General features: G+C 60.9%; 25 protein-coding genes. 11 read left to right on the forward strand and 14 right to left on the reverse strand.

Features of this window, described 5'->3' with window-relative positions; all coding sequences use genetic code 11:
• Positions 1-13: 13 nt before the first annotated feature.
• Positions 14-1,018: an NAD(P)H-binding protein gene (locus Q1A51_RS04835; protein WP_299599314.1), complete on the forward strand. Its 1,005-nt coding sequence runs from the start codon at positions 14-16 to the stop codon at positions 1,016-1,018.
• A 33-nt stretch (positions 1,019-1,051) separates the two neighbouring features.
• Here Q1A51_RS04835 and glyA read toward each other — a convergent pair whose 3' ends face one another.
• The gene (gene glyA, locus Q1A51_RS04840; protein ID WP_299599312.1) at positions 1,052-2,347 is read right to left on the reverse strand and encodes a serine hydroxymethyltransferase; all 1,296 of its coding nucleotides are present in this window, start codon (positions 2,345-2,347) and stop codon (positions 1,052-1,054) included.
• A 182-nt stretch (positions 2,348-2,529) separates the two neighbouring features.
• Between glyA and Q1A51_RS04845 the strand changes: the two genes are divergently transcribed.
• Complete coding sequence (locus Q1A51_RS04845; RefSeq protein WP_299599310.1) at positions 2,530-3,291, forward strand: NAD kinase; 762 nt, start codon at positions 2,530-2,532, stop codon at positions 3,289-3,291.
• On the opposite strand, the gene Q1A51_RS04850 is transcribed toward Q1A51_RS04845, so the two are convergent.
• Genes Q1A51_RS04850 through Q1A51_RS04860 form a run of 3 tightly spaced genes read right to left on the reverse strand, consistent with a single transcriptional unit; the run spans position 3,292 to position 4,869 of the window.
• Positions 3,292-3,837 carry an SCO family protein gene (locus Q1A51_RS04850; RefSeq protein WP_299599308.1) on the reverse strand — a complete coding sequence of 182 codons (546 nt, stop codon included), beginning with the start codon at positions 3,835-3,837 and terminating at the stop codon, positions 3,292-3,294.
• A 19-nt stretch (positions 3,838-3,856) separates the two neighbouring features.
• On the reverse strand, positions 3,857-4,420 hold the full coding sequence (locus tag Q1A51_RS04855) for a hypothetical protein (RefSeq protein ID WP_299599306.1): 564 nt from the start codon (positions 4,418-4,420) through the stop codon (positions 3,857-3,859).
• Positions 4,417-4,869 carry a hypothetical protein gene (locus Q1A51_RS04860; RefSeq protein ID WP_299599304.1) on the reverse strand — a complete coding sequence of 151 codons (453 nt, stop codon included), beginning with the start codon at positions 4,867-4,869 and terminating at the stop codon, positions 4,417-4,419. Before Q1A51_RS04860 ends, Q1A51_RS04855 begins: the two co-directional genes overlap by 4 nt.
• On the opposite strand from Q1A51_RS04860, the gene Q1A51_RS04865 reads away from it, so the two are divergent.
• Complete coding sequence (locus Q1A51_RS04865; protein WP_366869745.1) at positions 4,868-6,055, forward strand: hypothetical protein; 1,188 nt, start codon at positions 4,868-4,870, stop codon at positions 6,053-6,055. The genes Q1A51_RS04860 and Q1A51_RS04865 overlap by 2 nt on opposite strands.
• Positions 6,056-6,058: 3 nt before the next feature.
• Here the strand turns inward: Q1A51_RS04865 and Q1A51_RS04870 are convergent, their stop codons facing one another.
• From Q1A51_RS04870 to Q1A51_RS04895, 6 genes are all read right to left on the reverse strand, one after another.
• Positions 6,059-7,354: an SPOR domain-containing protein gene (locus Q1A51_RS04870; protein WP_299599302.1), complete on the reverse strand. Its 1,296-nt coding sequence runs from the start codon at positions 7,352-7,354 to the stop codon at positions 6,059-6,061.
• A 68-nt stretch (positions 7,355-7,422) separates the two neighbouring features.
• Entirely contained in the window at positions 7,423-8,055 is a 633-nt protein-coding gene (gene upp, locus Q1A51_RS04875; RefSeq protein ID WP_299599300.1) for a uracil phosphoribosyltransferase, read from the reverse strand.
• A gap of 146 nt (positions 8,056-8,201) precedes the next feature.
• Positions 8,202-9,371 (reverse strand): phosphopentomutase, encoded by a 1,170-nt coding sequence (locus tag Q1A51_RS04880; protein WP_299599298.1) that lies wholly within the window; start codon positions 9,369-9,371, stop codon positions 8,202-8,204.
• Entirely contained in the window at positions 9,371-10,678 is a 1,308-nt protein-coding gene (locus Q1A51_RS04885; RefSeq protein ID WP_299599296.1) for a thymidine phosphorylase, read from the reverse strand. Before Q1A51_RS04885 ends, Q1A51_RS04880 begins: the two co-directional genes overlap by 1 nt.
• Positions 10,675-11,073, reverse strand: coding sequence for a cytidine deaminase (locus Q1A51_RS04890; protein WP_299599294.1), 399 nt, complete (start codon positions 11,071-11,073; stop codon positions 10,675-10,677). The genes Q1A51_RS04885 and Q1A51_RS04890 overlap by 4 nt, the downstream gene beginning before the upstream one ends.
• A gap of 111 nt (positions 11,074-11,184) precedes the next feature.
• On the reverse strand, positions 11,185-12,270 hold the full coding sequence (locus tag Q1A51_RS04895) for a cupin domain-containing protein (protein ID WP_299599292.1): 1,086 nt from the start codon (positions 12,268-12,270) through the stop codon (positions 11,185-11,187).
• 189 nt (positions 12,271-12,459) lie between these two features.
• Between Q1A51_RS04895 and Q1A51_RS04900 the strand changes: the two genes are divergently transcribed.
• The 4 genes from Q1A51_RS04900 to Q1A51_RS04915 all read left to right on the forward strand — a co-directional run bounded on the left by Q1A51_RS04900 (position 12,460) and on the right by Q1A51_RS04915 (position 17,385).
• Complete coding sequence (locus Q1A51_RS04900; protein WP_299599290.1) at positions 12,460-14,733, forward strand: NADP-dependent malic enzyme; 2,274 nt, start codon at positions 12,460-12,462, stop codon at positions 14,731-14,733.
• 100 nt (positions 14,734-14,833) lie between these two features.
• Entirely contained in the window at positions 14,834-15,094 is a 261-nt protein-coding gene (locus Q1A51_RS04905; RefSeq protein WP_299599289.1) for a hypothetical protein, read from the forward strand.
• A gap of 38 nt (positions 15,095-15,132) precedes the next feature.
• Positions 15,133-15,384 (forward strand): hypothetical protein, encoded by a 252-nt coding sequence (locus Q1A51_RS04910; RefSeq protein WP_299599288.1) that lies wholly within the window; start codon positions 15,133-15,135, stop codon positions 15,382-15,384.
• A 111-nt stretch (positions 15,385-15,495) separates the two neighbouring features.
• Positions 15,496-17,385, forward strand: coding sequence for an AMP-binding protein (locus Q1A51_RS04915; RefSeq protein WP_299599287.1), 1,890 nt, complete (start codon positions 15,496-15,498; stop codon positions 17,383-17,385).
• A 26-nt stretch (positions 17,386-17,411) separates the two neighbouring features.
• Here Q1A51_RS04915 and Q1A51_RS04920 read toward each other — a convergent pair whose 3' ends face one another.
• Both Q1A51_RS04920 and Q1A51_RS04925 read right to left on the reverse strand, forming a co-directional pair.
• Complete coding sequence (locus Q1A51_RS04920; protein ID WP_299599286.1) at positions 17,412-18,950, reverse strand: DUF427 domain-containing protein; 1,539 nt, start codon at positions 18,948-18,950, stop codon at positions 17,412-17,414.
• 271 nt (positions 18,951-19,221) lie between these two features.
• Positions 19,222-20,841 (reverse strand): AMP-binding protein, encoded by a 1,620-nt coding sequence (locus Q1A51_RS04925; protein ID WP_299599285.1) that lies wholly within the window; start codon positions 20,839-20,841, stop codon positions 19,222-19,224.
• Between the two features lie 75 nt (positions 20,842-20,916).
• Between Q1A51_RS04925 and Q1A51_RS04930 the strand changes: the two genes are divergently transcribed.
• From Q1A51_RS04930 to Q1A51_RS04940, 3 genes are all read left to right on the forward strand, one after another.
• On the forward strand, positions 20,917-21,849 hold the full coding sequence (locus Q1A51_RS04930; RefSeq protein ID WP_299599283.1) for a DMT family transporter: 933 nt from the start codon (positions 20,917-20,919) through the stop codon (positions 21,847-21,849).
• Positions 21,846-22,490: a sulfotransferase family 2 domain-containing protein gene (locus tag Q1A51_RS04935; RefSeq protein ID WP_299599282.1), complete on the forward strand. Its 645-nt coding sequence runs from the start codon at positions 21,846-21,848 to the stop codon at positions 22,488-22,490. Before Q1A51_RS04930 ends, Q1A51_RS04935 begins: the two co-directional genes overlap by 4 nt.
• A gap of 202 nt (positions 22,491-22,692) precedes the next feature.
• Complete coding sequence (locus Q1A51_RS04940; protein WP_299201806.1) at positions 22,693-23,328, forward strand: Hint domain-containing protein; 636 nt, start codon at positions 22,693-22,695, stop codon at positions 23,326-23,328.
• A gap of 11 nt (positions 23,329-23,339) precedes the next feature.
• On the opposite strand, the gene Q1A51_RS04945 is transcribed toward Q1A51_RS04940, so the two are convergent.
• On the reverse strand, positions 23,340-23,963 hold the full coding sequence (locus Q1A51_RS04945; RefSeq protein WP_299599281.1) for a LysE family translocator: 624 nt from the start codon (positions 23,961-23,963) through the stop codon (positions 23,340-23,342).
• Positions 23,963-24,358 carry a GFA family protein gene (locus tag Q1A51_RS04950; RefSeq protein ID WP_299599280.1) on the reverse strand — a complete coding sequence of 132 codons (396 nt, stop codon included), beginning with the start codon at positions 24,356-24,358 and terminating at the stop codon, positions 23,963-23,965. The genes Q1A51_RS04945 and Q1A51_RS04950 overlap by 1 nt, the downstream gene beginning before the upstream one ends.
• Before the next feature lie 200 nt (positions 24,359-24,558).
• Between Q1A51_RS04950 and Q1A51_RS04955 the strand changes: the two genes are divergently transcribed.
• Positions 24,559-25,056, forward strand: coding sequence for a GNAT family N-acetyltransferase (locus tag Q1A51_RS04955; RefSeq protein WP_299599278.1), 498 nt, complete (start codon positions 24,559-24,561; stop codon positions 25,054-25,056).
• Positions 25,057-25,112: the final 56 nt, after the last annotated feature.

The raw sequence follows: 25,112 nt of genomic DNA on the forward strand, positions 1-25,112 counted from the left end.
GGCTTTGTCCGCCATGGCTTTGAATTACAATCAGGATTTGACCAAGCAACACCATCGCATAGTCGTTTTGGGGGCGACCGGTACAATCGGTCGCGCGACCACAGTGGCACTGCTGCGCAACGGGTATAACGTGACCTGCGTTGTGCGACCAGGTTCTGGTACAACGGACCTGCAGATCAATCTGCACGGCGCAGAGATTGTTGAGGCAGATATCACGGATTCCGACGGCTTGCGCAGCACCGTATTCGCCAATGCCTCATTCGATGCGGTGATTTCGTGTCTTGCATCTCGCAACGGTGCACCCAAGGATGCCGTGGCCATCGATCATCACGCCACAGTCCGGGCAATCGAGGCGGCGAAGGCGGAAGGGGTTGCGCATTTTGTGCTGCTGTCGGCGATCTGTGTGCAGAAGCCGCGCCTTGCCTTTCAACATGCCAAGCTTGCGGCGGAACAGGCGCTCGTTGCCTCGGGTCTGACCTTTTCGATTGTGCGTCCGACGGCCTATTTCAAGTCACTCTCCGGCCAGATCGCGCGGCTGCAGAGGGGCAAACCGTACCTGTTGTTCGGGGACGGTGAACTCACGGCATGTACGCCAATCAGTGACCGGGACCTAGGGGAATACCTTGTATCATGCCTCGCCGATCCGGGGCTACGAAACCATATCCTGCCCATCGGTGGGCCCGGACCAGCGCTGACCCCGCACGCGCAAGGCGAATACCTGTTCTCGTTGCTTGGACGTAGGCCCAGGTTCAAATATTTCCCGGTTGGCATGATGCGCGGCATTGCAGGGGCACTGGGCGCGGCAAGCCGCTTGGTGCCATCGCTGTCTGCAAAGGCTGAGTTTGCACGGATCGGGCTGTACTACGCGACGGAGTCCATGCTTGTACTTGACCCCGAAACAGGCCGCTACGACCGCGCGGCGACGCCTTCAACCGGTCAGGATACACTGTTTGACTACTATGCCGCCGTCATCAACGGCGAAACCACTGTCGAGCGCGGAGAGCACAGCGTGTTTTGAAAGCCCCCCTCGCGATGCAGGGGGCTTTGTGATTTATAGGTTCGGATAAAGTGGGAAGCGGGCGCACAGCGCGGCCACTTCTGCTTTCACCTTGGCCTCAACAGCCGCGTTACCATCCTCGCCGTTTGCAGCCAGCCCATCAACAACCTCGATGATCCAGTCACCGATCTGACGGAACTCGGTTTCGCCAAACCCGCGCGTGGTGCCTGCGGGGGACCCGAGGCGGATACCAGACGTGATTGTCGGCTTTTCGTCATCGAAGGGCACGCCGTTCTTGTTGCAGGTGATATGCGCCCGGCCCAAGGCCTTCTCGGTCGCGTTGCCTTTGACGCCCTTGGGGCGCAAGTCCACCAGCATCACGTGGGTGTCGGTGCCGTGGGTGACAGTGTCCAGACCGCCCTTGTGCAGTTGATCAGCCAGCGCTTGCGCGTTCTTAATCACCTGCTGCTGGTAGGTTTTGAAGGACGGGTCCAGCGCCTCGCCAAAGGCAACGGCCTTGGCGGCGATGACGTGCATCAGCGGGCCGCCCTGAATGCCGGGGAAGATGGCCGAGTTGAACTTCTTGGCCAGCGCCTCGTCATTGGTCAGGATCATGCCTCCGCGCGGGCCGCGCAGGGTCTTGTGCGTGGTGGTCGTCGCCACATGCACGTGCGGGAAGGGTGAAGGGTACTCTCCAGCCGCGATCAGACCGGCAAAGTGCGCAACGTCTGCCAGCACATATGCGCCCACCTTGTCTGCAATCTCGCGAATGCGTGCAAAGTCGATGACACGCGGAATGGCCGAGCCACCGGCAATGATCATCTGCGGCTTGTGCTCAAGCGCCAGCGCTTCGATCTGGTCATAGTCGATGTCCAGCGTGTCGCGACGCACGCCATATTGCACGGCATTGAACCACTTGCCCGACTGGTTGGGGCGGGCACCGTGGGTCAGGTGACCACCGGCGTCCAGCGACATGCCAAGGATGGTGTCACCGGGCTGTAGCAGCGCCTGGAACACACCCTGGTTCGCTTGGGAACCTGAATTCGGCTGCACATTGGCAAAGCCGCAATCAAAAAGCTGTTTGGCACGTTCGATGGCGAGGTTCTCGGCCACGTCTACGAACTGGCACCCACCATAGTAGCGGCGTCCGGGATAGCCTTCGGCATATTTGTTCGTCATCACCGAACCCTGCGCCTCAAGCACTGCGGCGGACACGATGTTTTCTGACGCGATCAGTTCGATCTCGTCCCGTTGACGACCAAGTTCATCGCGGATTGAGCCGAACAGCTCGGGGTCACGATCGGCAAGGCTCTGGGTGAAAAAACCATCTGTGCGGTGGGGCGCATTCATGGGAACTCTCCTGCGTGGACTGAGTCGATTTGATTTGCCGTTTCCTATCGGAAACTGGCCCTTTGAGCAAAGGATGTATCCCGACCATTTGCGCACTACCAGCGACAAAGCGCGCTCAGTACTGGTAAGGCGCGAAAAGATATGGTTCTTTCGGCGCAGAACGAACGCCATAGGAAACACCGATGTCTCTCAAGATCGCCTTTGCGGCCAGCCGCGCGCCGGTTGCGCAAACAGCGCGGGCGACATTGATCGGGCGCTATGGTGATGTGTCCACCGAAGCGGCGGACGTCATCGTCGCGCTGGGCGGCGATGGGTTCATGTTGCAAACCTTGCACGCCTCACAACATTTGAACGTACCTGTCTACGGCATGAACCGTGGGACAATCGGCTTTCTGATGAACGAGTATGGCGAGACCGATTTGGAAGCACGCCTCGAAGCGGCCGAGGAAGCGGAATTGAACCCGCTGTCCATGACGGCTTTGGATACCGAAGGCAAAAGTCATCATGCGCTTGCCATCAACGAGGTGTCTATGCTGCGCGCGGGCCCGCAGGCTGCAAAGTTGCGGATCACAGTGGATGGCCGCCTGCGTATGGACGAACTGGTTTGTGACGGTGCGTTGGTGGCCACGCCCGCAGGTTCAACCGCCTACAACTATTCAGCACACGGGCCTGTCCTGCCCATCGGATCGGACGTGCTGGCCCTTACTGCTGTTGCCGCGTTCCGTCCACGCCGCTGGCGGGGGGCATTGCTACCAAAAACGGCCAATGTCAGAATTGACGTGCTCGAGGGCGACAAGCGCCCGGTCATGGCCGAGGCGGACTCGCGGTCTTTCCGCGACATTGCCGCGGTGGAAATTCAGTCGGAGCCGACTGTCGTGCACCGCATCCTCTTCGACCCCGGTCACGGGCTCGAAGAGCGGCTCATTTCCGAACAGTTCAACTGATTAGCCCTGTGGCGTGATGTAGCCTCTGGCGATTTTCGTGGCCTGCGCCACGTCCAGAATGGGCGGCAACAGGGTTAACAGCTCACCATCGCCATCCAGAAGATGCACGAAGCTGCCATGGGAGTAGATCCAGCCGTATTCCGGGTCCTGGAACAGCGGCTCAATCTCGACCTTGAAGGCATCGTAGGCCACCTGCAAAGCATCCTCTTCACCAGTCAAACCGATGAAATCCGGATGAATCTCCGCAAGCGGCGCGCCCATCGTATCGACCTGATCCTGATCCGGCGCGACCGTGATCATCACCGGCGTCACATCGATCCCGTCGGCGGCCAACTCATCCACCACCTGCGCCATCAACGGCAGGGCAGCTGAACAGATGTTCAGGCAATTGGCATAGCCAAAGAACAACAACTGGTGCTTGCCGTCCGGATCAGCTTGTGTGCGTGTCTGGCCGTTCTGATCCAACAGCGCATAGGGCCCACCAATATCCACCGGAAACGGGCTTTGGCTTGCGGCGGGCATCCCCGCCACAAGCGTGATTGCCATCAAAGCTGCGCGCACCACCTCAGAAGTTGTCCGCAATCCAGGCCTCATCGAGTTCAACTCCCAAGCCAAGATATCCTTCTTCAGCGATGATGGATTTGATGCGCGGATCCCGCCGGAACCACGGTCCCTTACCTTTCGCTTCGGGATGCTCGGCGGCCCAGTTCTTGGTCCACTTGTTCGCCTTGATCTTGTCGCCACCACCCGGCGGCACAATGGTTTGCACCAGATAGACATTGTTGGCCCCAAGCTCGGGGTCATCAATCATCAGCCCGTCCACGGTGATGGTCTGGTTGCAGAAGGGCTGCAGTTCCACCGCCGCGCCGGTAAAGGCTGGCTGGCTGTTTTTCATTGGCAGGATCAGCGTGTCATCGGCCGTGCGCAACAGGCCTAACTGACGCTTGCCCGCACCGCAATCTGCAGGGCAATCGCCCGTGAAGGTGCACAGAAGGTCAACGACGGTCGCTTCGAACTTGGCCGGCACTTCGGCATACAGGTTCCAACTGCGCGCCTCGGACCCTTCCGAGAAGTCCTGCGCGGCGAGCGGGCTGGCCATCATGGCCAGAAGAGCAATCAGTTTCTTCATTTGTTCGGATCCGGGATCGAGAAAGGGGGCACGTTGCCATAGTCGTCGTGGTTCTGGTTGGTGATATCGAGGTCGGACACCACGTCGGACACAACAAGGTAATTCAGGCCGTCACGCTCATAGAGCATGCCGTCGGCCTCGACGGTATGTGCCGCCAGTTTGAGGGTCGTGTCTCCACCGGCCGTCTGGTCATCCTCACCCACCTTGAGCACCATGTAGACGGTGCCGTCTTCGGCAAGCAGGCCAACGGGGATACCGCCCGCACTGCACCACAAGGCGCAGGTGTGGTGTGCCGACCCCACCACCGCATCGGGACTGCCCATAACACCAGAGTAATAACACCAGGTGTCAATAATCTCCCCTGTCACCTGAATACGTGTGCCTTCCGCAGCATGTCCCGCCAGCGGTAAGCTCATCGCAGCAAGCGCGCTCAGAATGAGTGATCGCATGATACGGCCTTTCCTGTTCAACTGTTTTTTTACGCTGACAGTTGTAACCAATCCGGTCAAATCACGCTTTTGGTTTCGACCGTTTTGTGATCGCTTGGCGCTTGGCTACGGCTCTGTTATCCTGACGTCCAAAGACAGAGGCAATGAACCCGCCCGCCGAAGTACAGGTATGACAGCACTCAGCAAATATGATCGGCTCGAAGCAACGGGCCTGTGGCGTGACACGGCGGATGCGCAACGGCGCGAAGTTATCGTGTCCATTGGGGATGCAACCTTGATCATCTCCGATCTGAATGATCGCGCCATCACCCATTGGTCACTGGCTGCCGTCGAAAAGGCACCTGCCTCCGACAAAGGAGGCGCGGCTTTTCATCCAGATGGAGACCCGGACGAAGTTCTGGAACTGGGTGCGGACGAGGCGGCGATGATCGACGCCATTGATACGTTGCGCCGCGCCGTTGCACGCGCACGGCCCAAGCAGGGCCGGCTGCGTTGGGTCGGCGCAGCGGTTTCTGTATCTGCCGTGGCCGCACTCGCGGTTTTCTGGTTGCCGGGCGCACTGGTGGACCATGCCATGCGTGTGGTCCCCCCGGTCAAAGAGGCCGAGATCGGTGCGGCCTTACTGGCCCGGATCGAACGCGTGTCCGGTCAACCCTGCAAAAGTATCGAGGCACGCCCCGGTCTTGTTGCGCTGGCAGGGCGCACCGGGGTGGCACGTGTCGTCGTATTGCCAGCGGGTGTCCGAGAGGCACTGGCCTTGCCCGGTGGTACAGTGTTGGTGAACCGGACGCTGGTTGAAGACTACGAAGAACCGGATGTCGCGGCGGGGTACATCCTTGTCGAACAGACACGCAGCGCCGAAACACCACCTCTGCGCGCCTTGCTGGAACATGCTGGTCCGCGCGCCACGGGCACCTTGTTGACAACCGGATCGCTTCCATCCAGCGCGCTCGAAGCGTTTGCGGAGGACCAGTTGGCCAAAGCCGTTGTTGAAATGCCAGCCGAAACCCTTTTGCCAGCTTTTGCAGCAGCAGAGGTTCGCAGCACGCCGTACGCGCGGGCGCGCGACATCTCGGGCGAGGCGACCTTGCGGCTGATCGAAGCTGACCCGATGTCAGGTCAAGACCCGGTCCCCATTATGCAGGACCGGGATTGGCTTCAACTGCAGGCGATCTGTGAAAGCTGACCACTACTTCCTGACAAAGGCGTCGGAAAAACCCAACGCCCGGCTGCGCGTCAGCCCGTTTGACAGGTCAGCAAACGACCCGAACGGTCCGGCCAGGACAACCTGATATGATTTGCCGCCGCGCTTGAGCTTGCCAATGCGTGCAGGCAGACCAGACCGTGCAATGCGTTGTGCCGCAGCCTTCGCATTGGCCGGCACACCATACGTTCCCACTTGAACATACCGGCTTTTGAAAACTTGCGTCGACGCCTTGGGGACCGCACGCGCGGCAGTTTTCACGACGGGCTTTTCAGCGGACCGCGTTGAAATGACAGGTTGCCGCGCTTTTTTGCGCGTCTTGCGCTGCACCCGTTTCATGAGCTGCCCGTCGCGCTTCACCAAGGTCACAGTGCCAAGGTCACGCTCTTGCGTTGCGACATCCACGTATGGGTACACGAGTGGAACGGTCGCTGTAACATCACGACCAGTGCGACGATCGATCAGGCGCCGTGGCACAGTGCGTGTCCAGGCAAGTCGGGTTTGCGCAATGCCATTCAACGACTGCTCCGCACGTCTCCGGTTCAGGCGGTCATCCTCCCAAACTGGTTGGTACCCCTCAGGTATCGGTGCGGGGCGCTGCGCAATCCGGTTGTCATACACGTGAAGCGGAACAACCCGTGTTTCGGGATCAACCGCTTTCGGTTGCGCGGAATTGTTGATTGATGCGACCGGTACCCGACGGACAGTCGTGTTCGGCACCACTCTGGCTTGTGCGACAGACGGGACGGTCCTCTGTGCCGCAGGCACCTGCACGCGGGTGGGGGCTGCGGTACGTGTAGCAGCTTGTTGAGGCGCCGTTGCTGCAGGTACGGACCGACGCACGATCACCCGCCGGGTTGGTTGCGCGGGCGCTGCCGGTGCGGCTTGTGTCGTCCGCACAGTCGGGCGCGGTGCCGGTGTTGACTGTACTGCAGTTGCCGTGCCCGAGGCAGAAGGCGCGATTGTAATCTGCTCTGGTGCTGCCCCCGCCGATTGGTTCGGCGTGACACGCGCCGCAGCGGCAGCCGCGGACGACAGGCTGGGTGTTTGCCCGCAAATCAACTGGCGCTGTCGATTGACCCGAGGGACCCAAGTTACATTGCCATCAATGCCCGCACGGACAAAGACACAGCCCTGGCTGTCGACATATTGTGTCCCTTTAAAGGACGCGGGTGGAAACTCGGCCGGAGCTTGCGCGTTTCGTAAGGATTGGGCGTGGCCAAACCCGATAGACAACGCCGCCGCGATAACAGCCCAAGCTGCAATTCTAGTTACTTTCATTATATCCCCCACAAGATATGGGAAATACGATGCCTCAACACCCGGCGTGAGTAAAGCGGCGATACCTGCTATTTGGTGCCAAACATGCGATCGCCTGCATCGCCAAGTCCCGGAACGATGTATCCCACGTCGTTCAACTGATCATCGACGGCAGCCGTCACGATGGGCACGTCCGGATGCGCTTCCTTCATGCGTGCGATGCCTTCCGGGGCAGCCAACAGGCACAGAAAGCGGATATTGGTCGCCCCGGCCTCTTTCAACTTGTCGATGGCCGCGGCGGATGAATTGCCCGTGGCCAGCATCGGATCAACCGCAATGACCAGACGATCTTCCAATGATTCCGGCACCTTGAAATAGTATTCGACGGGTTTCAGCGTCTCTTCATCCCGGTAAAGACCCACAAACCCGACCCGGGCCGATGGGATCAATTCCAGCACCCCGTCCAGCAACCCATTGCCCGCCCGCAGGATCGAAATCAGGGCCAGCTTCTTGCCATCCAGCGTCGGTGCATCCATCGCCTGCATCGGGGTCTCGATACGCTTGGTGGTCATCGGCAGCCCGCGCGTCACCTCATAAGCAAGAAGTTGCGAAATCTCCCGCAAAAGCTGCCGAAACACGGCCGTCGGCGTGCCCTTGTCACGCATGATGGTCAGCTTGTGCTGGACAAGCGGGTGATCAACGACGGTCAGATGTTCGGGCATGGGGCAGCTCCTTGATGATGCCCTCTTCTGCCGTGTCGAACGTGCAACGACAATCCCCAGTTTCTTCTGACCTGAAATACCACGGGGTTTGGGGCAGCGCCCCAACGCGCGTCAGCGCCATGAAAATCGCGCGGGCCGTCAGGCGCTCATTTCGGTGAAACACCCAAGTGCCGCGCCACCAAATGCGCAACATCCTGAAAGCCAATCAACCCCAGCGGCGCGCCATCCCCGCCATGCACCAGAACAGGCACCCGCTCGCGCGTGTGGTCGGTGCCCACCCATGTGGGGTCGTTGCCATGATCCGCCGTCAGGACCAGCAAGTCATCCGCGCGCAATTGCGGCAGAAGACGACCAATCTCGGCATCAAACCACTCCAGATGACGGGCATACCCCGAAACATCCCGGCGATGCCCATACAGGCTGTCGAACTCGACAAAGTTCGCAAAGATCAGGCTGCCATCCTCAGCCGAGGCAACCAGATCAGCCAAATGACCCATCAGGTCGGCATCCGCGCCCTTGCGCACCTCGTCAAAGCCCTGCATCGAAAAGATATCGCCAACTTTCCCAACGCCGTAGACCCGGTGCCCCGCATCCTGCACCCAATTCGTCAGAATGGGGGCGGGCGGTGTGATGGCATAATCCCGACGATTGACCGTTCGCTCAAATGCGCCCTCCACACCGACAAAGGGGCGGGCAATCACGCGGCCTACGCGCATCTTATGCAGTACGGGCGCCACGGCTTGGCACAGGTCCAAAAGTCGGTCCAGCCCGAAATGCTCTTCATGTGCGGCAATCTGGAACACGCTGTCGGCAGATGTATAGCAGATCGGTTTGCCAGATCGGATATGTTCGGCACCATGCTCGGCAATGATGGCAGTGCCCGACGCGTGGCAATTGCCCAGTATCCCGTCAACACCGGCAGCAGCACAAACGGCCTCAACCACCTCGTCCGGAAAGGCCGGGCGTGTGTCAGGAAAGTAGTGCCACTCCCAAGGCACCGGCACGCCCGCCAATTCCCAATGGCCCGAAGGCGTATCCTTGCCCTGCGACACCTCTGTCGCGGCACCCCAAGGCCCCGCAGTGCCATCTTGATCATTGGCAAGGGCGGCGGCCTCAAACAACCCAAGCGCCCGCAGATGTGGCACATCCAGCGGTCCGCTGCGGCCATCTTCCGCACGCCCTGCGGCACAGGCTTCGGCAATATGACCAACCGTATTGGCGCCCGCGTCCGGCACATCCCCATTGAAATATGCAGCCGCGTCAGGTGCCCCGCCAATCCCGACGGAGTCCATGACGATGAGGAACGCGCGCGGCATCAGCCGATCCGCTCTGCGATCAGGTCCGGCACATCCCGCGCTTGCCTGCCGATAGTGATGGCCCTGCGCACCGCAGCCTCGGCCCGATCCGCATCCGCCGGACGCGCCGCATGGATGACGCACAGAGGCTGCCCCTTGGACAGTTTGCTGCCCAACCGGGCCACGTCAGACAGGCCAACGGCCGGGTTGATCACGTCCCCTTCGGCCTTGCGCCCACCGCCTAGATCGACAACGGCCAATCCCAGCGCCTCGCCATCAATGGCGCAGACATGTCCCGGGGCCCGCGCGTTGATTTCACGAATGACGGTCGCTTCCGGCAGGAACCTCGACCAGTTCTCGACAAACTGCAGCGGTCCGCCCATCGCGGCGATCATGGTCCCAAACCGTTCCGCCGCACGCCCATCTGAAATAGCGGCGACAATGGCATCTGCGCCCGCCTGCACGTCGTTGGCCAAGCCGCCATTGGTCAGAAGTACACCACCCAACGCGGCTGAAATCTCGACCAGCGGCCCCTGTGCCGGGCCGGTCAGGGTGCGCATGGCCTCTGCCACCTCAAGGGCGTTGCCAAGGGCCGGGGCAAGGGGCTGCGACATGTCCGTGATCAGCGCCGTTGTCTTGCACCCGGCGGCATTGGCAGTCTTCACGAGCGCATCCGCAAGGGCGCGCGCAGCTTCCGCATCTTTCATAAAGGCGCCGGACCCCACCTTGACGTCCAGCACAAGCCCATCAAGGCCAGCGGCGAGTTTTTTCGACAGAATGGACGCGGTGATCAGGTCCATGCTTTCGACCGTGGCGGTCACATCGCGCACCGCGTAAAGACGTTTGTCTGCAGGGGCGACCTTGGCCGTTGCACCAACGATGGCGCAACCTGCCTTGGTCAACACGTCCCGCAACCGCTGCTCGCTCAGCTCGGTGGATACGCCCGGGATGGCGTCCAATTTGTCCAAAGTACCGCCTGTGTGACCCAACCCGCGCCCCGAGATCATCGGAACGTAGGCCCCACAGGCCGCAAGGGCAGGGGCCAGCACAAGGCTCACGCAATCGCCAACTCCGCCCGTCGAATGCTTGTCTAGGACAGGACCATCCAGATCCCAGTCCAGAACCTGCCCACTGTCGCGCATCGCCATGGTCAACGCGACCCGGCCCACATCGCCCAGGCCGTTCAAGCAGACGGCCATGGCAAAAGCCCCGGCCTGCGCATCGGTAACTGTGCCATCGGCCAGCCCTTCGGCAAACCAGCTCAGTTCCTCACGCGATGGGGTTTGACGTTGGCGAAGTTTGGCAATGATGGATCGTGCGTCACTCATGCATCGCCATCCATATGGGCGGCAACAAAGGCGCCAGGCAGCAATTCGGCCAACGTGGTGACCTGTTCCACGCCTCCGGTGGTGGCCATGGTCACGCGCACATCGCCCGAACCGAATTCTGCCAGCTTCTGACGGCATCCGCCGCAGGGCGTGACCGGCATCGGGCTGCCCGCAACAACATAGGCTTCGGTGATTTTGCCCTGACCGGCGGCCACCATGGCCGCGATGGCTCCGGCCTCGGCACAGGTCCCCTCGGGATAGGCGACATTCTCGACATTGCAGCCCACAAACACAGTGCCATCTGCCGCACGCAGGGCTGCACCCACCTTGAAATTCGAATACGGCGCATGTGCGTTTTCTCGCACGGCCAACGCCGCCTGCTTCAACTCGTCCATATGTATCCTCGTATCGGAGCCCCGACACTAACCAAGCGTTCCAGCGTTGGCTACCGCTTTCAGATGGGCAAGGATCACGAGACACAGCCCGTCATCGCCAAACACGACATCCTAGTCGGTGCGCGTTCCGAACGCCCCCGGCAACGATACCTCAAGCAACTCGATGTCATCAGACAGGTTGGTGTACCGCGTGGCCATATCCGGTGGAATAACAAAGGCATCCCCCGCCTCGAGCACTTGCGGACCGCGCCCTTCGCCCTCAAGGGTCATCGCGCCTTCAAGCACAAAGGTGAACAGGATGTCGCTATCATGCCGGGTCCACGCAGTGTTGCCATGTCCCTTCCGCGCCACCTGAACGCCAGCAACACCAACGGTGCCCGCTGCAATACCAGTGTCGCAGGCCTCAAATCCTGGTAGGCGAAACGGCCCCCACGCTGCATCCTCGACCTTGTGGTGCACAAAGGACTGTCCCTGGAACCGCCGATCCGGGTTCGCTGGACCGTTCGGAAGCTCCATTTCGTGATCAATGGTCGTGACATGCTCTGCAGGCACACCGATCTCGATCACCTCGATATTTTCGCTCGCATACAGCACACGGTGCCGGATCTCGGGCGGCTGGATCACACAGCATCCCTCCGCCAAGCGAAACGGCTCCCCCTGATCCTCGTACACAAGGTCCACCCAGCCGCGATAACAATAGATCAGCTGAAACCCGACGGTATGATAGTGCACCATGTCCGGCACCGGCCCGCCATCGGGAATGCGGATGTGGCTTGCAATGATAGACCCGCCCAGCCGGTCCGGGATCAGATCGCGATAGTGCATACCGGCTCGCCCGATGATCCAGGGGGCCTGATCGGTCAGGCGTCGCACCACAAAGCTGTGCGCGGTCTCGGGCATGACCAAAGGCGGGTTCAGCTTGTCAATCTCGACGCGTGTGCCATTGGGGGCTGTCAGGACGCGCTGACCATCTGCAAACCGGTCCGGGTCATCGGTCAGAATGCGCAGCGTCCCGGGCGGCTCTTGCGCGCCCGCTTCAATCCGCACCCGCAGCCCATGACCGGAAAACACGGCCACCGAAGGATCATCAGCGGGATAGATCATGTCCATCCGCATGCCCAACACTTTGGTGAAAAACGGAATGTCATCCCGCAATTCCTGCGTCGGCAACCGTATCTCGGCGCGTATCTCAGCCATTTCAATCCCCTTCACTTTGCCAAATAAACTTCGGGGGAATTGCGAATGCAATGGGGGCAGAGCCCCTGAAAAAAGTCGTGCGCGCAGCGCTCATTTGGGTCACGATGGCTTGACGTGACCAAACGTTAATTGGCGACTTCGAAAAAATAGTTTAACGCTAAACCAAATCCGAACACCCAAGGGGATTCCATGTCCGATACACCGAACCTGCGCGACGCGGCACTTGCCTACCACGAATTCCCCAAACCCGGAAAACTCGAAATCCGCGCGACCAAGCCAATGGCAAACGGTCGCGACCTCGCGCGCGCCTATTCCCCGGGCGTGGCCGAGGCCTGTCTGGAAATCAAGGACGATGCCGCCAACGCCGCCCGCTACACCGCACGCGGCAACCTCGTGGCCGTGGTGTCGAATGGTTCAGCAGTGCTGGGCCTCGGCAATATCGGTGCTCTGGCCTCGAAACCGGTGATGGAGGGCAAGGCGGTCCTCTTCAAGAAATTCGCCTCCATCGACTGCTTCGATATCGAGGTGAATGAAAGCGACCCCGAAAAGCTCGCCGACATTGTCTGCGCGCTCGAACCCACCTTTGGCGCCATCAACCTCGAAGATATCAAGGCGCCCGAATGCTTTGTCGTTGAAAAACTGTGCCGCGAGCGCATGAACATTCCGGTCTTTCACGACGACCAGCACGGCACTGCCATCGTTGTGGGCGCGGCCGCCAAGAACGCGCTGCACGTAGCCGGTAAAAACTTCGAAGACATCAAGATCGTCAGCACAGGCGGCGGTGCAGCGGGTATTGCCTGCCTCAACATGCTCCTGAAACTGGGCGTCAAACGCAAAAACATCTGGCTCTGCGACATCCACGGCCTCGTCTACGAAGGCCGGACCGAAGACATGAACCCGGCCAAAGCCGCCTTTGCCCAAAAGACCGACAAGCGCACGCTCGATGACGTGGTCGACGACGCGGACCTGTTCCTTGGCCTCTCCGGCCCCGGTGTCCTGAAACCCGAACACGTCCAGAAAATGGCGAAACAGCCCATCATTTTTGCCCTGGCCAACCCAACCCCCGAAATCCTGCCCGAAGATGCCCGCAGCGTTGCCCCCGACGCGATCATCGCCACGGGCCGCAGCGATTTTCCCAACCAGGTCAACAACGTCCTGTGCTTCCCCTTCATCTTCCGCGGCGCGCTCGACGTGGGGGCCACCACGATCAATGACGAGATGCAGCTGGCCTGCATCGACGGTATCGCGGCACTCGCCCGCGCCACCACCAGCGCAGAGGCGGCAGCGGCCTACCAGGGCGAACAGCTCAACTTCGGCGTAGATTACCTGATCCCCAAACCCTTCGACCCGCGCCTTGTGGGCATCGTCAGTTCCGCCGTTGCCAAAGCGGCGATGGAGACGGGCGTTGCCACCAGACCCATCGAGGACCTCGATGCCTACAAGACCTCGCTTGACGGGTCTGTTTTCAAATCCGCCCTTCTCATGCGCCCCGTGTTCGAAGCGGCCCGCGTTACCTCGCGCCGCATCGTGTTCGCAGAAGGTGAAGAAGAACGCGTGCTGCGGGCCGCCCAGGCGATGGTCGAGGAAACGACAGAACGCCCAATTCTGATCGGGCGGCCAGAGGTGATCGAGGCACGGATTGCCCGCGCAGGCCTCACGATCAAGATCGGCGATACGGTCGACCTCGTGAACCCCGAGAATGACCCGCGCTACCGCGACTATTGGGGCACTTATCACGAGCTCATGTGCCGTCGCGGCGTCACACCCGATCTTGCCCGCGCCATCATGCGCACCAATTCCACTGCCATCGGTGCGGTCATGGTCCACCGTGAGGAAGCCGATAGCATGATCTGCGGCACGTTCGGCGAATTCCGCTGGCATCTCAATTACGTGCAGCACGTGCTTGGCCGCGACTCCTATCACCCCGTGGGTGCGCTCAGCATGATGATCCTCGAAGACGGGCCGCTTTTCGTGGCGGATACGCAGGTGCATCTGCATCCCAATCCAGACGAGATCGCAGAAATCGCCATCGGTGCCGCGCGCCACGTGCGCCGCTTCGGCATCGAACCGAAAATCGCCTTCTGCTCGCAAAGCCAGTTCGGCAACCAGGGCGACGGCTCCGGCTGGCGCCTGCGCGAAGCGATCCGGATGCTCGACGCACAGAACCATGATTTCTGTTACGAGGGCGAAATGAACATCGACACGGCGCTTGATCCCGAGCTGCGCCAGCGTCTGTTCCCGGGCAGCCGGTTGGAAGGGGCCGCCAACGTGCTGATCTTCGCCCACGCCGACGCTGCTTCGGGTGTCCGCAACATTCTCAAGATGAAAGGGGGCGGGTTGGAGGTTGGCCCGATCCTGATGGGCATGGGCAACCGTGCCCATATCGTGTCGCCGTCCATCACGGCGCGTGGATTGTTGAACATGTCAGCCGTGGCTGGCACGCCGGTGGCGCATTACGGCTAAAGAATAGCCAACCCAGCCTGAAAAATCGGCACAACCCGCAGGTGTATTTTGGCGTCTTGCACCCTATCTGTATCCGAGTGGACAGACCGGGGTGATCATCATGCGTGCAATTCTTGTGCTGGCTCTATTGGCAGCTGCGGGCTGCGCCGAGGTGGTCAGCGAAACCCGCGGCACCTATACCGAGTTCGGGCGCACATACCCATCGGTGACGCGGGTCTATCAGAACGACGATGGCAGCACCTATTCTCGGACCACGATCATCTCGGGGGCCGAGCGCGTGACCTGTATCACCGGTGACAGACGCGACTGCCGCACGGCACTGATCGACACAGTCAACCGGGACCGCGACGGAGAACCCTGACGCCGCCCAACCTGCCACCCTTCCGAAAGGAGACATTGATGCGAATGATTGCTTCCGTTCTGATGCTGCTCACAGCCGCGGCCTGTACCGAGATCACTGCCGAACGCGAGGGCACGTTCGAATACCGTGGCGATACGCTCCGCGCTGTGACGCGTGACTATTCCGCGAACGGCCGGACCTTCACCAAGCGTGTCATTTACGACGGCCCCCGACGTGTCAGCTGTTCCGCGACCGACGATCTCGATTGCCGCGCGGCCATTTCCTACGAGCGTATGGACAGCAACGACTGATATTTGCGCCTGTCCACGTGATATTCTGCCACAGTTGGCGCTCTCAGCCCTTGCCCCCGACAGTTGTCGCCGCGTAACCCTGCAGGCGACTATGACGGAGGAGTATGGGCCATGGGCTATCGGGCGGAGTATGACAGTTGGAAAGCGGACCCGGAGGGGTGGTGGATGCAGGCGGCGGAAGCCATCGACTGGGTCAAGGCCCCAACCAAGGCGCTGAGCCAACGCGGCGAACACCTCTATGACTGGTTTGCAGACGCGCAAGTGAACACCTGCTGGAACGCCGTCGACCGGCATGTCGAAGCGGGGCGTGGCGACCAGGTGGCCATCATCTATGACAGCCCAATCACCGGGGCCAAATCCAAGACAACCTATGCCCAGCTGCGGACGCAGGTCGCGTCGCTCGCCGGTGCGCTGGCTGCCAAGGGCGTCACGGTGGGGGATCGGGTCATCATCTACATGCCCATGGTCGCCGAGGCGCTGGTGGCCATGCTGGCATGTGCACGGATCGGGGCGGTCCATTCGGTTGTGTTCGGTGGCTTTGCTGCCCACGAACTGGCTGTGCGCATTGACGATTGCACCCCCAAGGCGATCATCGCCGCCTCTTGTGGCCTCGAACCGGGGCGGATCGTTGCGTACAAACCGCTGCTCGACGGCGCGATCGAAGAGGCGGACCATACGCCCGACTTCTGCGTGATCCTGCAACGCGAACAAAGCCCTTGCGACCTTGGCCCTCGCGATGTCGACTGGCATGCGGTGCAAGAGGGGGTAGACCCCGCACCCTGCACACCCGTTGCCGGGACCCATCCCGCCTATATCCTCTACACGTCCGGCACCACCGGCGCGCCCAAGGGCGTCGTGCGGGCCACGGCAGGCCACCTCGTGGCGCTGAACTGGACGATGAAGAACATCTACCAGATGAACCCGGGCGAGGTGTTCTGGGCCGCCTCCGATGTGGGCTGGGTCGTCGGTCACTCTTATATCTGCTACGCCCCGCTGATCCACGGCAACACCACCATCGTGTTCGAGGGCAAGCCCATCGGCACCCCCGATGCGGGCACCTTCTGGCGCGTGATCGAAGAACATGACGTCAAATCCTTCTTCACCGCCCCCACCGCCATTCGGGCCGTGAAGCGCGAGGATCCCAAAGGCGAATATCGCGCAAAATACGACCTCAGCTGCCTGCGCGCGCTCTATCTGGCAGGTGAACGGGCGGACCCGGACACCATCGAATGGGCCAAGGACCTGCTGGACGTTCCGGTCTACGATCACTGGTGGCAAACCGAAACCGGCTACACCATCGCGGGCAATCCCGCTGGGCTCGAAGCATTGCCGGTCAAGGTGGGTTCACCCACCGTCGCCATGCCTGGTTATGATGTACAGATTCTGGATGATGCGGGGCACCCCGTCGCGCCCGGCGAACTTGGCGCCATCGCGGTCAAGCTGCCGCTGCCCCCAGGCACTCTGCCGACCCTCTGGAATGCAGAGGATCGGTTCATCAAATCCTACCTCCACACGTTCCCCGGTTACTACGAAACGGGTGACGCGGGGATGATGGACGAAGACGGCTACCTCTACATCATGGCGCGCACCGATGATGTCATCAACGTCGCAGGCCACCGCCTGTCCACCGGTGCTATGGAAGAGGTGCTGGCCGGCCACCCGGATGTGGCCGAGTGCGCGGTCGTGGGCGTCTCGGACCAACTCAAGGGGCAGTCACCTGTCGGTCTGTTGTGCCTGACCAACGGCGTGAACCGGGCGCATGACGAGATCGTCAGCGAATGCGTGAAGCGGGTGCGCGACCAGATCGGTCCAGTGGCCGCCTTCAAACAGGCGGTGGTCGTGGATCGCTTGCCCAAAACCCGCTCCGGGAAAATCTTGCGCGGTACAGTGGTCAAGATCGCGGACAATCAGGACTTCAAGATGCCTGCCACCATCGACGATCCCGCCATTCTGGACGAGATCAAGGACGCGCTGCAAACCATCGGCTACGCCAAGGGGTGACGGGCGGGGCGGAGGGCACCTCCGCCTTACGACATATCGCCAAACGCGTGAACCGCTGCGCTGACACCGCGCAACTCCAAAGGGCCCAGATCGGACAATCCGGTCTGGCCCGCCGCCACCTCGTCCGTGACCATGATCGCGTGGCCCTGGCGCTTGCCCGCATCGCACAGGCGCGCTGCCACATTGGCAGCCAGGCCGATCACGGTGAAATCCAACCGCGTGCTTGACCCGATATTGCCATAAGTGACGCGACCAAAGGCGATCCCGATGGCGCAAGACGTCTGCGCTGTCACCTCATCCTCTGCCACCTTGGCAACCACCTCCCGCGCCGCCTCAAGGGCCGAGGCGCAGGCCGTCGCCGCATCCTCACCCGCGGGGAAGACTGCCAGCACAGCGTCGCCAATGAATTTCAGAACCTCGCCGCCATGCGCGTCCACGATGGTCGAAGTGATGTCCAAAAACGCGTTCAGAAGTGCAATATACTCATCCCGCGGCAGCTCCTGCTCCAACCGGGTCGATCCACGCAGGTCACAGAACATGATCGCCGCATCGATCTCGTCCCCATCGCCGCGCCGGATCTCTCCGCCCAGCACCCGCGCGCCGGACCGCTTGCCCACGTAAGTCTCCAGCAGCGCCTGCGCATTCTCGCGCTGCATGAACACTTCGTAGTACCGGCTGATGACGGTCGCACATTCAAACACCAGCCCCAGGTTCTCGGTCGTGAAACCGTCGGGGTGGTTCGTGGTCAGGGTCAGCACATTCGTGCGCCCATCGGAAAAGGGCAGGGGCATGGCCACATAATCGGTCGCCCCCTCGGCCCGCAGATCGTCCATAATGGGAAAGCGTGACGCCTCGTCCGTATCCCCCAACCGCTGTCGCACGCCGCCCAGACCCTTGGACACATGCTGCAATGGGCTGTTCACAAAGCCCGGATAGCTGTGAATGTCATAGGATGGGGCAAAGGTCTGCACGTCATCCGTATCTGCGCGCCAGATATAGTTCTTGCCCGCAATCATTGGATGCAGCGACCAGATCAGAACGGCAAGGCGTGATACGGCGATCCCGTTCTCACGCATCTTGGTGGCCAGGGCGCGTGTAAAAGCCTCCGGGTCGGGCAGCGTACCCGCCTCGCGCATCAGCCAGTCGACCAGCGGCCCGGTGATGTTGCCATCGCGCTCGGTCTGCAACTGGTTTTCGCCCAATTCGACGCGCGTGGCAGCATTGGGCATGAAGCCGACATAGCCTTGAATACCCTTGCTCTCGGGCAATGCGGACACATAACTCCACACCCCGTTCAGGATCGTTTCGCTCTCCAGCAAAACATTATGATAGCTCGCTGTGCCCTTGAACGGGCAGAAGGTTTGCAGGTCGGTCTTGGGGCCAAGGTCGACCAGAATATCCTCACGCGGAACGTAGATCGCCGTAGGCAACCGTGTCTCATACATCGCGCGGGCGCGCGTGGTATCGGCCAGCAATACGTCGTCGTGCCAGATCCGCACCGGGTGCGTCAGTGGCTCAACGTCGATGCTGTAGCCCTCAGGTCCGGGCAGGTCGTCAAGGCTCATGGCAGGTCCCCCTAAGCGTTCACCCTACATGGGCGCACAAGGTCAAACCACCAAGAGGGGCAGGGCATTTTGAATGACTGCGGCCTCTCGGCCGCCAGCTTGAAATTTCTTGGTTAAATTTGACTGAAACAACAGCTCGGTGGGTGAGGGCCTTGAAAACAGGCGCAAATCACAAAACCCTAAAGATCGCGCAAACCCGCAGAACAGGTTGTCCCCGCGGGGACAAACCCCACGGGGACGGATGTTCGCGCTCAATTTGGTGCAAAAACCCTCACAAATCCGCAGCTGTTTTCCGCAATTCGAACTTCTGGATCTTCCCGGTCGAGGTCTTTGGCAACTCCTGAAACACAACCTGCTTCGGGGCTTTGAACCCGGCCAAAGTCTCACGCGAAAACGCGATCAAATCCGCCTCGCTCGGGTTGGTGCCGGGCTTCAATTCCACAAAGGCACAGGGCACCTCGCCCCATTTGTCATCCGGTTTCGCCACCACAGCGGCAAGGTTCACGTCCGGATGCCCCATCAGCACACCCTCCACCTCGACGGAACTGATGTTCTCCCCACCCGAGATGATGATGTCTTTGGCGCGATCCGCGATCTGGATGTAGCCGTCAGGATGTTGGATCGCGATGTCGCCCGAATGGAAATACCCGCCCTCGAATGCCTCTGCCGTCGCATCCGGGTTTTTTAGATACCCTTTCATGACCGAGTTCCCACGGATCATGATCTCACCCTGCGCGGCCCCATCCATCGGCACCTGAGCCATATCGGCGTCCATGACCGTGATATGCTCCATCATGGGAAAGGCCACGCCCTGCCGGGCCTTGATCGCTGCCGTGTCCTCGGCTCCGTCCCAATCACTGTTCCACAGGCATTCCGTCACGTGGCCATAGGTTTCCGTGAGGCCATAGACTTGCGTCACGTTGAACCCTAACGCCTCGATCTTGGCGAGCGTGGCCGGGGCCGGGGGCGCACCGGCTGTAAAGACCTCGACCACGTGATCAAAGGTCCTCCGATCTTCATCCAGCGCGTTCACGATCATGTTCAGGACAATGGGTGCACCGCCGAAATGGGTCACGCCTTCGTAGTGGATCGCATTGTAGATGGCCGTGGCCGTCACATCGCGGCAGCACACCAAGGTGCCGCCCAGCATCGGCATCATCCACGTGTGGTTCCAGCCATTGCAATGAAACAGGGGTACGATGGCCATGAACACCGGATGCAGAACCATGCGCCATGACACGACCGTGCCCATGGTCATCAGGTAAGCTCCGCGGTGATGATAGACGACACCCTTGGGCCGTCCGGTTGTGCCCGAGGTATAGTTGAGCGCAAGGCTCTCCCATTCGTCCTCTGGCATGATCCAGCCAAAGGCAGGATCGCCCGTTGCAAGCAGATCCTCATAGGTCTGATGCCGTCCCGACGCGGGGAACCCGGCATGGGGGTCCGGGCATTCGATCAGAACAGGCGCCGAGCCGTCCATCTGCTGTGATGCAGCCTCCGCCAGCTCCAGGAACTGGGAATCCACCAGCACGACCTTCGCGCCGCCATGATCAAAGATATAGGCAACCGTATCCACGTCGAGACGGGTGTTGATCGTGTTCAGAACGGCGCCGCATGCAGGCACGCCGAAATGTGCTTCTGCCTGGGCGGGCAGGTTTGGAATCAGGGTCGCCACGACATCGCCCGCGGCCACGCCCTTGGAGACCAGCGCGGACGCAAGGCGTGTACATCTCTCGTAGTACTGCGCGTAGGTCACGCGGTGCGATCCATAGATCACCGCCACCCGGTCCGCAAAGACCGAAGCCGCCCGCCGCAGATGCGACAGCGGTGTCAGGGGCACATAGTTCGCAGCCGTCTTGCCGAGGCCTGTTTCATCTGCCATCCAACCCATATCGGTCCTCCCCGTATCGTCTTGCGCAGCGATGTTGCGTCGTTATGGCGAGGGGCGCAAGCAATGGAAAGTCCCATGACGACATATCAGAGCCGCCACCCGACAGCCGCTGCGCTGAACATGGTGGGGGCAATGTGCGTGATCGGTGCCATCGATATCTATGTCGCCGTGATTGCCGAGACGATTTCGGTGTGGCAGTTCCTGATCATGCGGCTGCTGCTCGCGGCCCCCATCGTGTTTGCCCTGTCAGCCTTGGGCTTTGGGACCTTGCGTCCCCGCAGGGTCGGCGCCGTGGCGTTTCGGTCCATGCTTATCGCAACCGGCATGTTCTGCTACTTCGGGGCGCTTGCCTTCATGCCCATCGCAATGGCACTGGCGGGACTTTTCACCTCGCCTATCTTCGTTCTGCTACTGACGGCCTTCGTTCTCAGGCAGCGGATAGGTCCATGGCGGATCATTGCCGTGGCTGTTGGCTTTGCGGGCATCCTCGTTGTCCTTGGCCCATCCGGGGGCACCCTGGGGTGGGTCGCAGCGCTGCCAGTGGTGGGCGGGATCCTCTACGCCTCGGGCGTCGTCGCGACGCGGGCGCTGTGCGATGGAGAAAGCACGCTGACTTTGCTGTTCGGTATCTTTGTCGCGCAGGGCGCACTCGGGACGGTCGTGCTTGCGCTCATCACCGTTCTTGATCCTCCGGTCGGCGCAGGAGGCATGGCCTTTCTGACGCGCGGTTGGGTCTGGCCCATTGACGCGGCATGGCCCTATCTGCTGGTGCAGGTGTTTGGGTCCGTGCTGGGCGTTGGCCTGTTGAATCGCGCCTACCAGATCGGCGAGGCCAGCCATGTGGCAGTCTTCGAATACTCGATCATGATCTTCGGGCCTTTCTTTGGCTGGATATTGCTGGGTCAGCCCGTCACTTGGCTGCAAGGTGCCGGAATTGCATTGATCGTGGCGGCCGGGTTCATCATCGCAGTGCGCAGCCGGGAAAGGGCGGCTAAGCTTGCGTCATGATCCTGAGCACTGGCCGCAAATACATCTTTGTCCACGCCCCCAAGACCGGAGGCACGGCCATGGCCCAAGCGCTTGAGGCGCGGGCGATGAAGGACGACATCATGCTGGGCGACACGCCCAAGGCTTTGAAACGGCGACGGCGGTTGGAGGGCGTCAAGACGCGCGGGCGTTTGTGGAAGCATTCAACACTGGCGGATATCGAGGGGTTGGTGCCCAGCCTTGACGGTCTTTTTGCCTTTACCCTTGTCCGCAATCCCTGGGATCGGATGGTCAGCTATTATCATTGGTTGCGGGAGCAGAGCTTTGACCATCCTGCCGTCGCGCTGGCCGGTCAAATGGAGTTTTGCGATTTTGCCTGTGCGTCCCATACGCGGTCGTCGATGCAGGCAAACCCGGCGCGTCGCTACATGACCGATGCTGCCGGGCGGGAGCGTTGCGATCTTTACATACGGCTTGAGCATTTTGACGCGGATGCTGAACCGCTTTGGGATCACTTGGGGTTTCGCCTGCAATTGCCCCCACGCGTCAACGCATCGGACAGGGTTGCAGATTACCGCGGTTATTACTCGGATGATGCACGTGATGCCGTCGCCGAAGCTTGCGCCGAGGACATCGAAAGATTCGGTTATTCCTTCGAATGACACCCCATTTACCCGCATGCGCTGAAAACTGTCCTTAATTTGTAAACAACGAGGCAGTGGCTGGGTCACTGGAGCCGTTTGGGGCGACAGTGCCTCATTCCCGCCCAGATTGCGGCCCGTCTTGGCCTTGGGAATCACTGCAATTGGCGACATCAGAACAAAACCGGCGCGCTGCCAGCGCCGCACCATGGGGATGGAAAAGATGTTTGGATGGGCAAAGACGCAAGCGCCACGCCGTATGCCGGAATCGACGGCAGCTTGGGATGGTGGGGTCATGACAACGCGGGGGCTGTTGGCAGGCACGCGGGTGGCAACGTCGATGGGGTGGCGGGCGGTGGATGCGTTGGCCGCGGGCGATCTGGTTCTGACATTCGACGCAGGTTTGCAGCCCCTGGTCGAGGTGCGGCGCGACATTTTCTGGACCGCAGATGCGTCGGTGCCTTCCGCCTATCATTCGGTCCTTGTCCCCGCGGGGACACTTGGCAACAGCGCTGATCTTGAGCTGTTGCCTGATCAGGGTGTGCTGGTGGAAAGTGACGCAGCTTGCGATGCCTTTGGCGATCCGTTTGCAGTTCTGTCGGCCAAGTCGCTGGAAGGGTATCGGGGTGTCCGTCGCATGGCGCCGCGGACGCAAATCGAAATCATCACTCTGGTTTTTGCCGGGGAACAGGTTGTGTATGCCGAAGGGGGTGCTCTCGTTCATTGCCCCCGGCATATGATGCACCTTGATGAACTGTGCGCCGCGGTGCCGGGCTACGATGTGATCCCGGCCCGCGATGCGGCTTTCCTGGTCGAATGCATGAAGGTCGAAGACGCACGCTACGGGATTGTGGCCTGATCCGGGGGGGCTCAGGTGCCGGGCAGCGCCCGGTAGCCTTTGACAATCATTGTCAGGCCCACGCCCGTCAGCCCGGTCCCGGTCAGCACATGAGGGTTGAGCCAGCGTGAGGCCGCGCGGTTGACCGTGTGCATTGTCAGCAAGGCGTAACCGATGATCGACAGGGCATCGAGCACAAGAAAGATCGCCCCGTAGATCAGGGTTTGCATCAACACGCTGTGATCAGCCGAGATGAAGGCCGGAAACAGCGCCACGAAAAACACGATGGCTTTCGGGTTCGAGACGCAGGCAAAGAAGCCTGCCCAGAACGTCACCTTGTTTGCCGCTGTTGCCCGAAACGTGGTGCCATTGCGCATGGCGGTAAAGGATTGCAGTCCCATCCAGACGATGAAGATCCCCCCTGCAATTTGCAACGGCGGCAGGATTACGTCGGACAGCGCCAGCAGTGTGGCCAGTGAACTGGCCGCAATGGTGATGTGAACGATTGTGCCCAGTCCATCCCCGGCGACCGTGATGAACAGACCGCGACGCCCGTGTTTCAGCCCCTGCGCGGTGGCGAATGCCACCGAGGGGCCGGGGGCTGCAACGAACAGCAATGTCGTGGTGATGAAGGCGATGAGCAGGGTCGGGTCCATTATGTCTTCTCCGATGTCGAGGTGTCGCGCCCACGCGCGTATTGGGTCATGCCGGGGAAGGTGAGTAGCCAGGGTTCCCGGCGGATTGTCCATAGTTCGTAGGTTGGGGTGAATTGCCCGGGTTCGTCGAGCGCACCCAGGTGGATTTCGACCTCACCATCGCTGATGGCAAAAACGGAGGAACCGCAGGTGGTGCAGGTGTGCCGCCCGGCATGACCCAGCGTTTCCCCCGTGATTTCAACGGCTTCGCGTGGGAAGATGGCTGCGGCAAAGAACAGGGCGCCGTGGTGCTTGCGGCAGTCCAGGCAATGGCAGATGCCCACCCTGTCGGGCTGTCCCGTGGCCACTAGGCGCACGGCACCGCAGACGCAACCGGCGGCCGTGATCTGATCCATGTGCATGCTTCCCCCATTGTCGCGTTTGCAGTATGCCCGCGGGTCCGACCGCGTCCACAGGCGAAACCATGAGACGCTGTCATGCCGTGCCAAGGAAGGCCGATGTTCGCTGGTTCAGGCGCTTTGCCAAGCGGTGCGGTGCGCTGCGACAAAACAGGTCCTATGGTCGCGACACACGGCATAAACCGGGGCGTAAACCATTGTTTTTATATCGCAAGCTTGGGATCGAAGATGCGGCGGCGTGGCTTGCTCTGCGCCATGAAGGTGCCGCTGTCGCGCCCAGTGGGTTTTTGGTGACCGAGGCTGAAAGCCGCGCGATGACTGTCGAGACCGCCAGCAAGGTTCTGGCTTATGGCGGACTGCGCGGGGTGTTCGACGAGGATGTTCTGATCGGTTTTTGCGGGTATCGCCCGCAAAGCATGGAGCGCACGCGGCATCGCGCTGAGCTTGGGCCGTTCTATGTGACCCCGGACTTTCAGGGTACGGGTGCGGCGCAGGCGATGATGCGTGGCGTTCTGGACGAAGCGAAGGAGGGTGGGGTGGAGCAGATCGAACTGAGTGTGGCCCCGGCAAACACCCGAGCGATCGCATTCTACGAACGTCAGGGGTACGTACAGTTCGGCGTGCTACCGGATGCCATAAGAGACCATGGTACGTCAGAGGACGCTCTTTTGTACCGTTTGAAATTGAGTTGGTAACGTTCGAAGCAATTGCTTCAAAGCAAAAGGGGCCGCGCAGAACGCAGCCCCTTGAA

Source organism: uncultured Tateyamaria sp. (assembly GCF_947496075.1).
In the GTDB taxonomy this organism is placed as follows: domain Bacteria; phylum Pseudomonadota; class Alphaproteobacteria; order Rhodobacterales; family Rhodobacteraceae; genus Tateyamaria.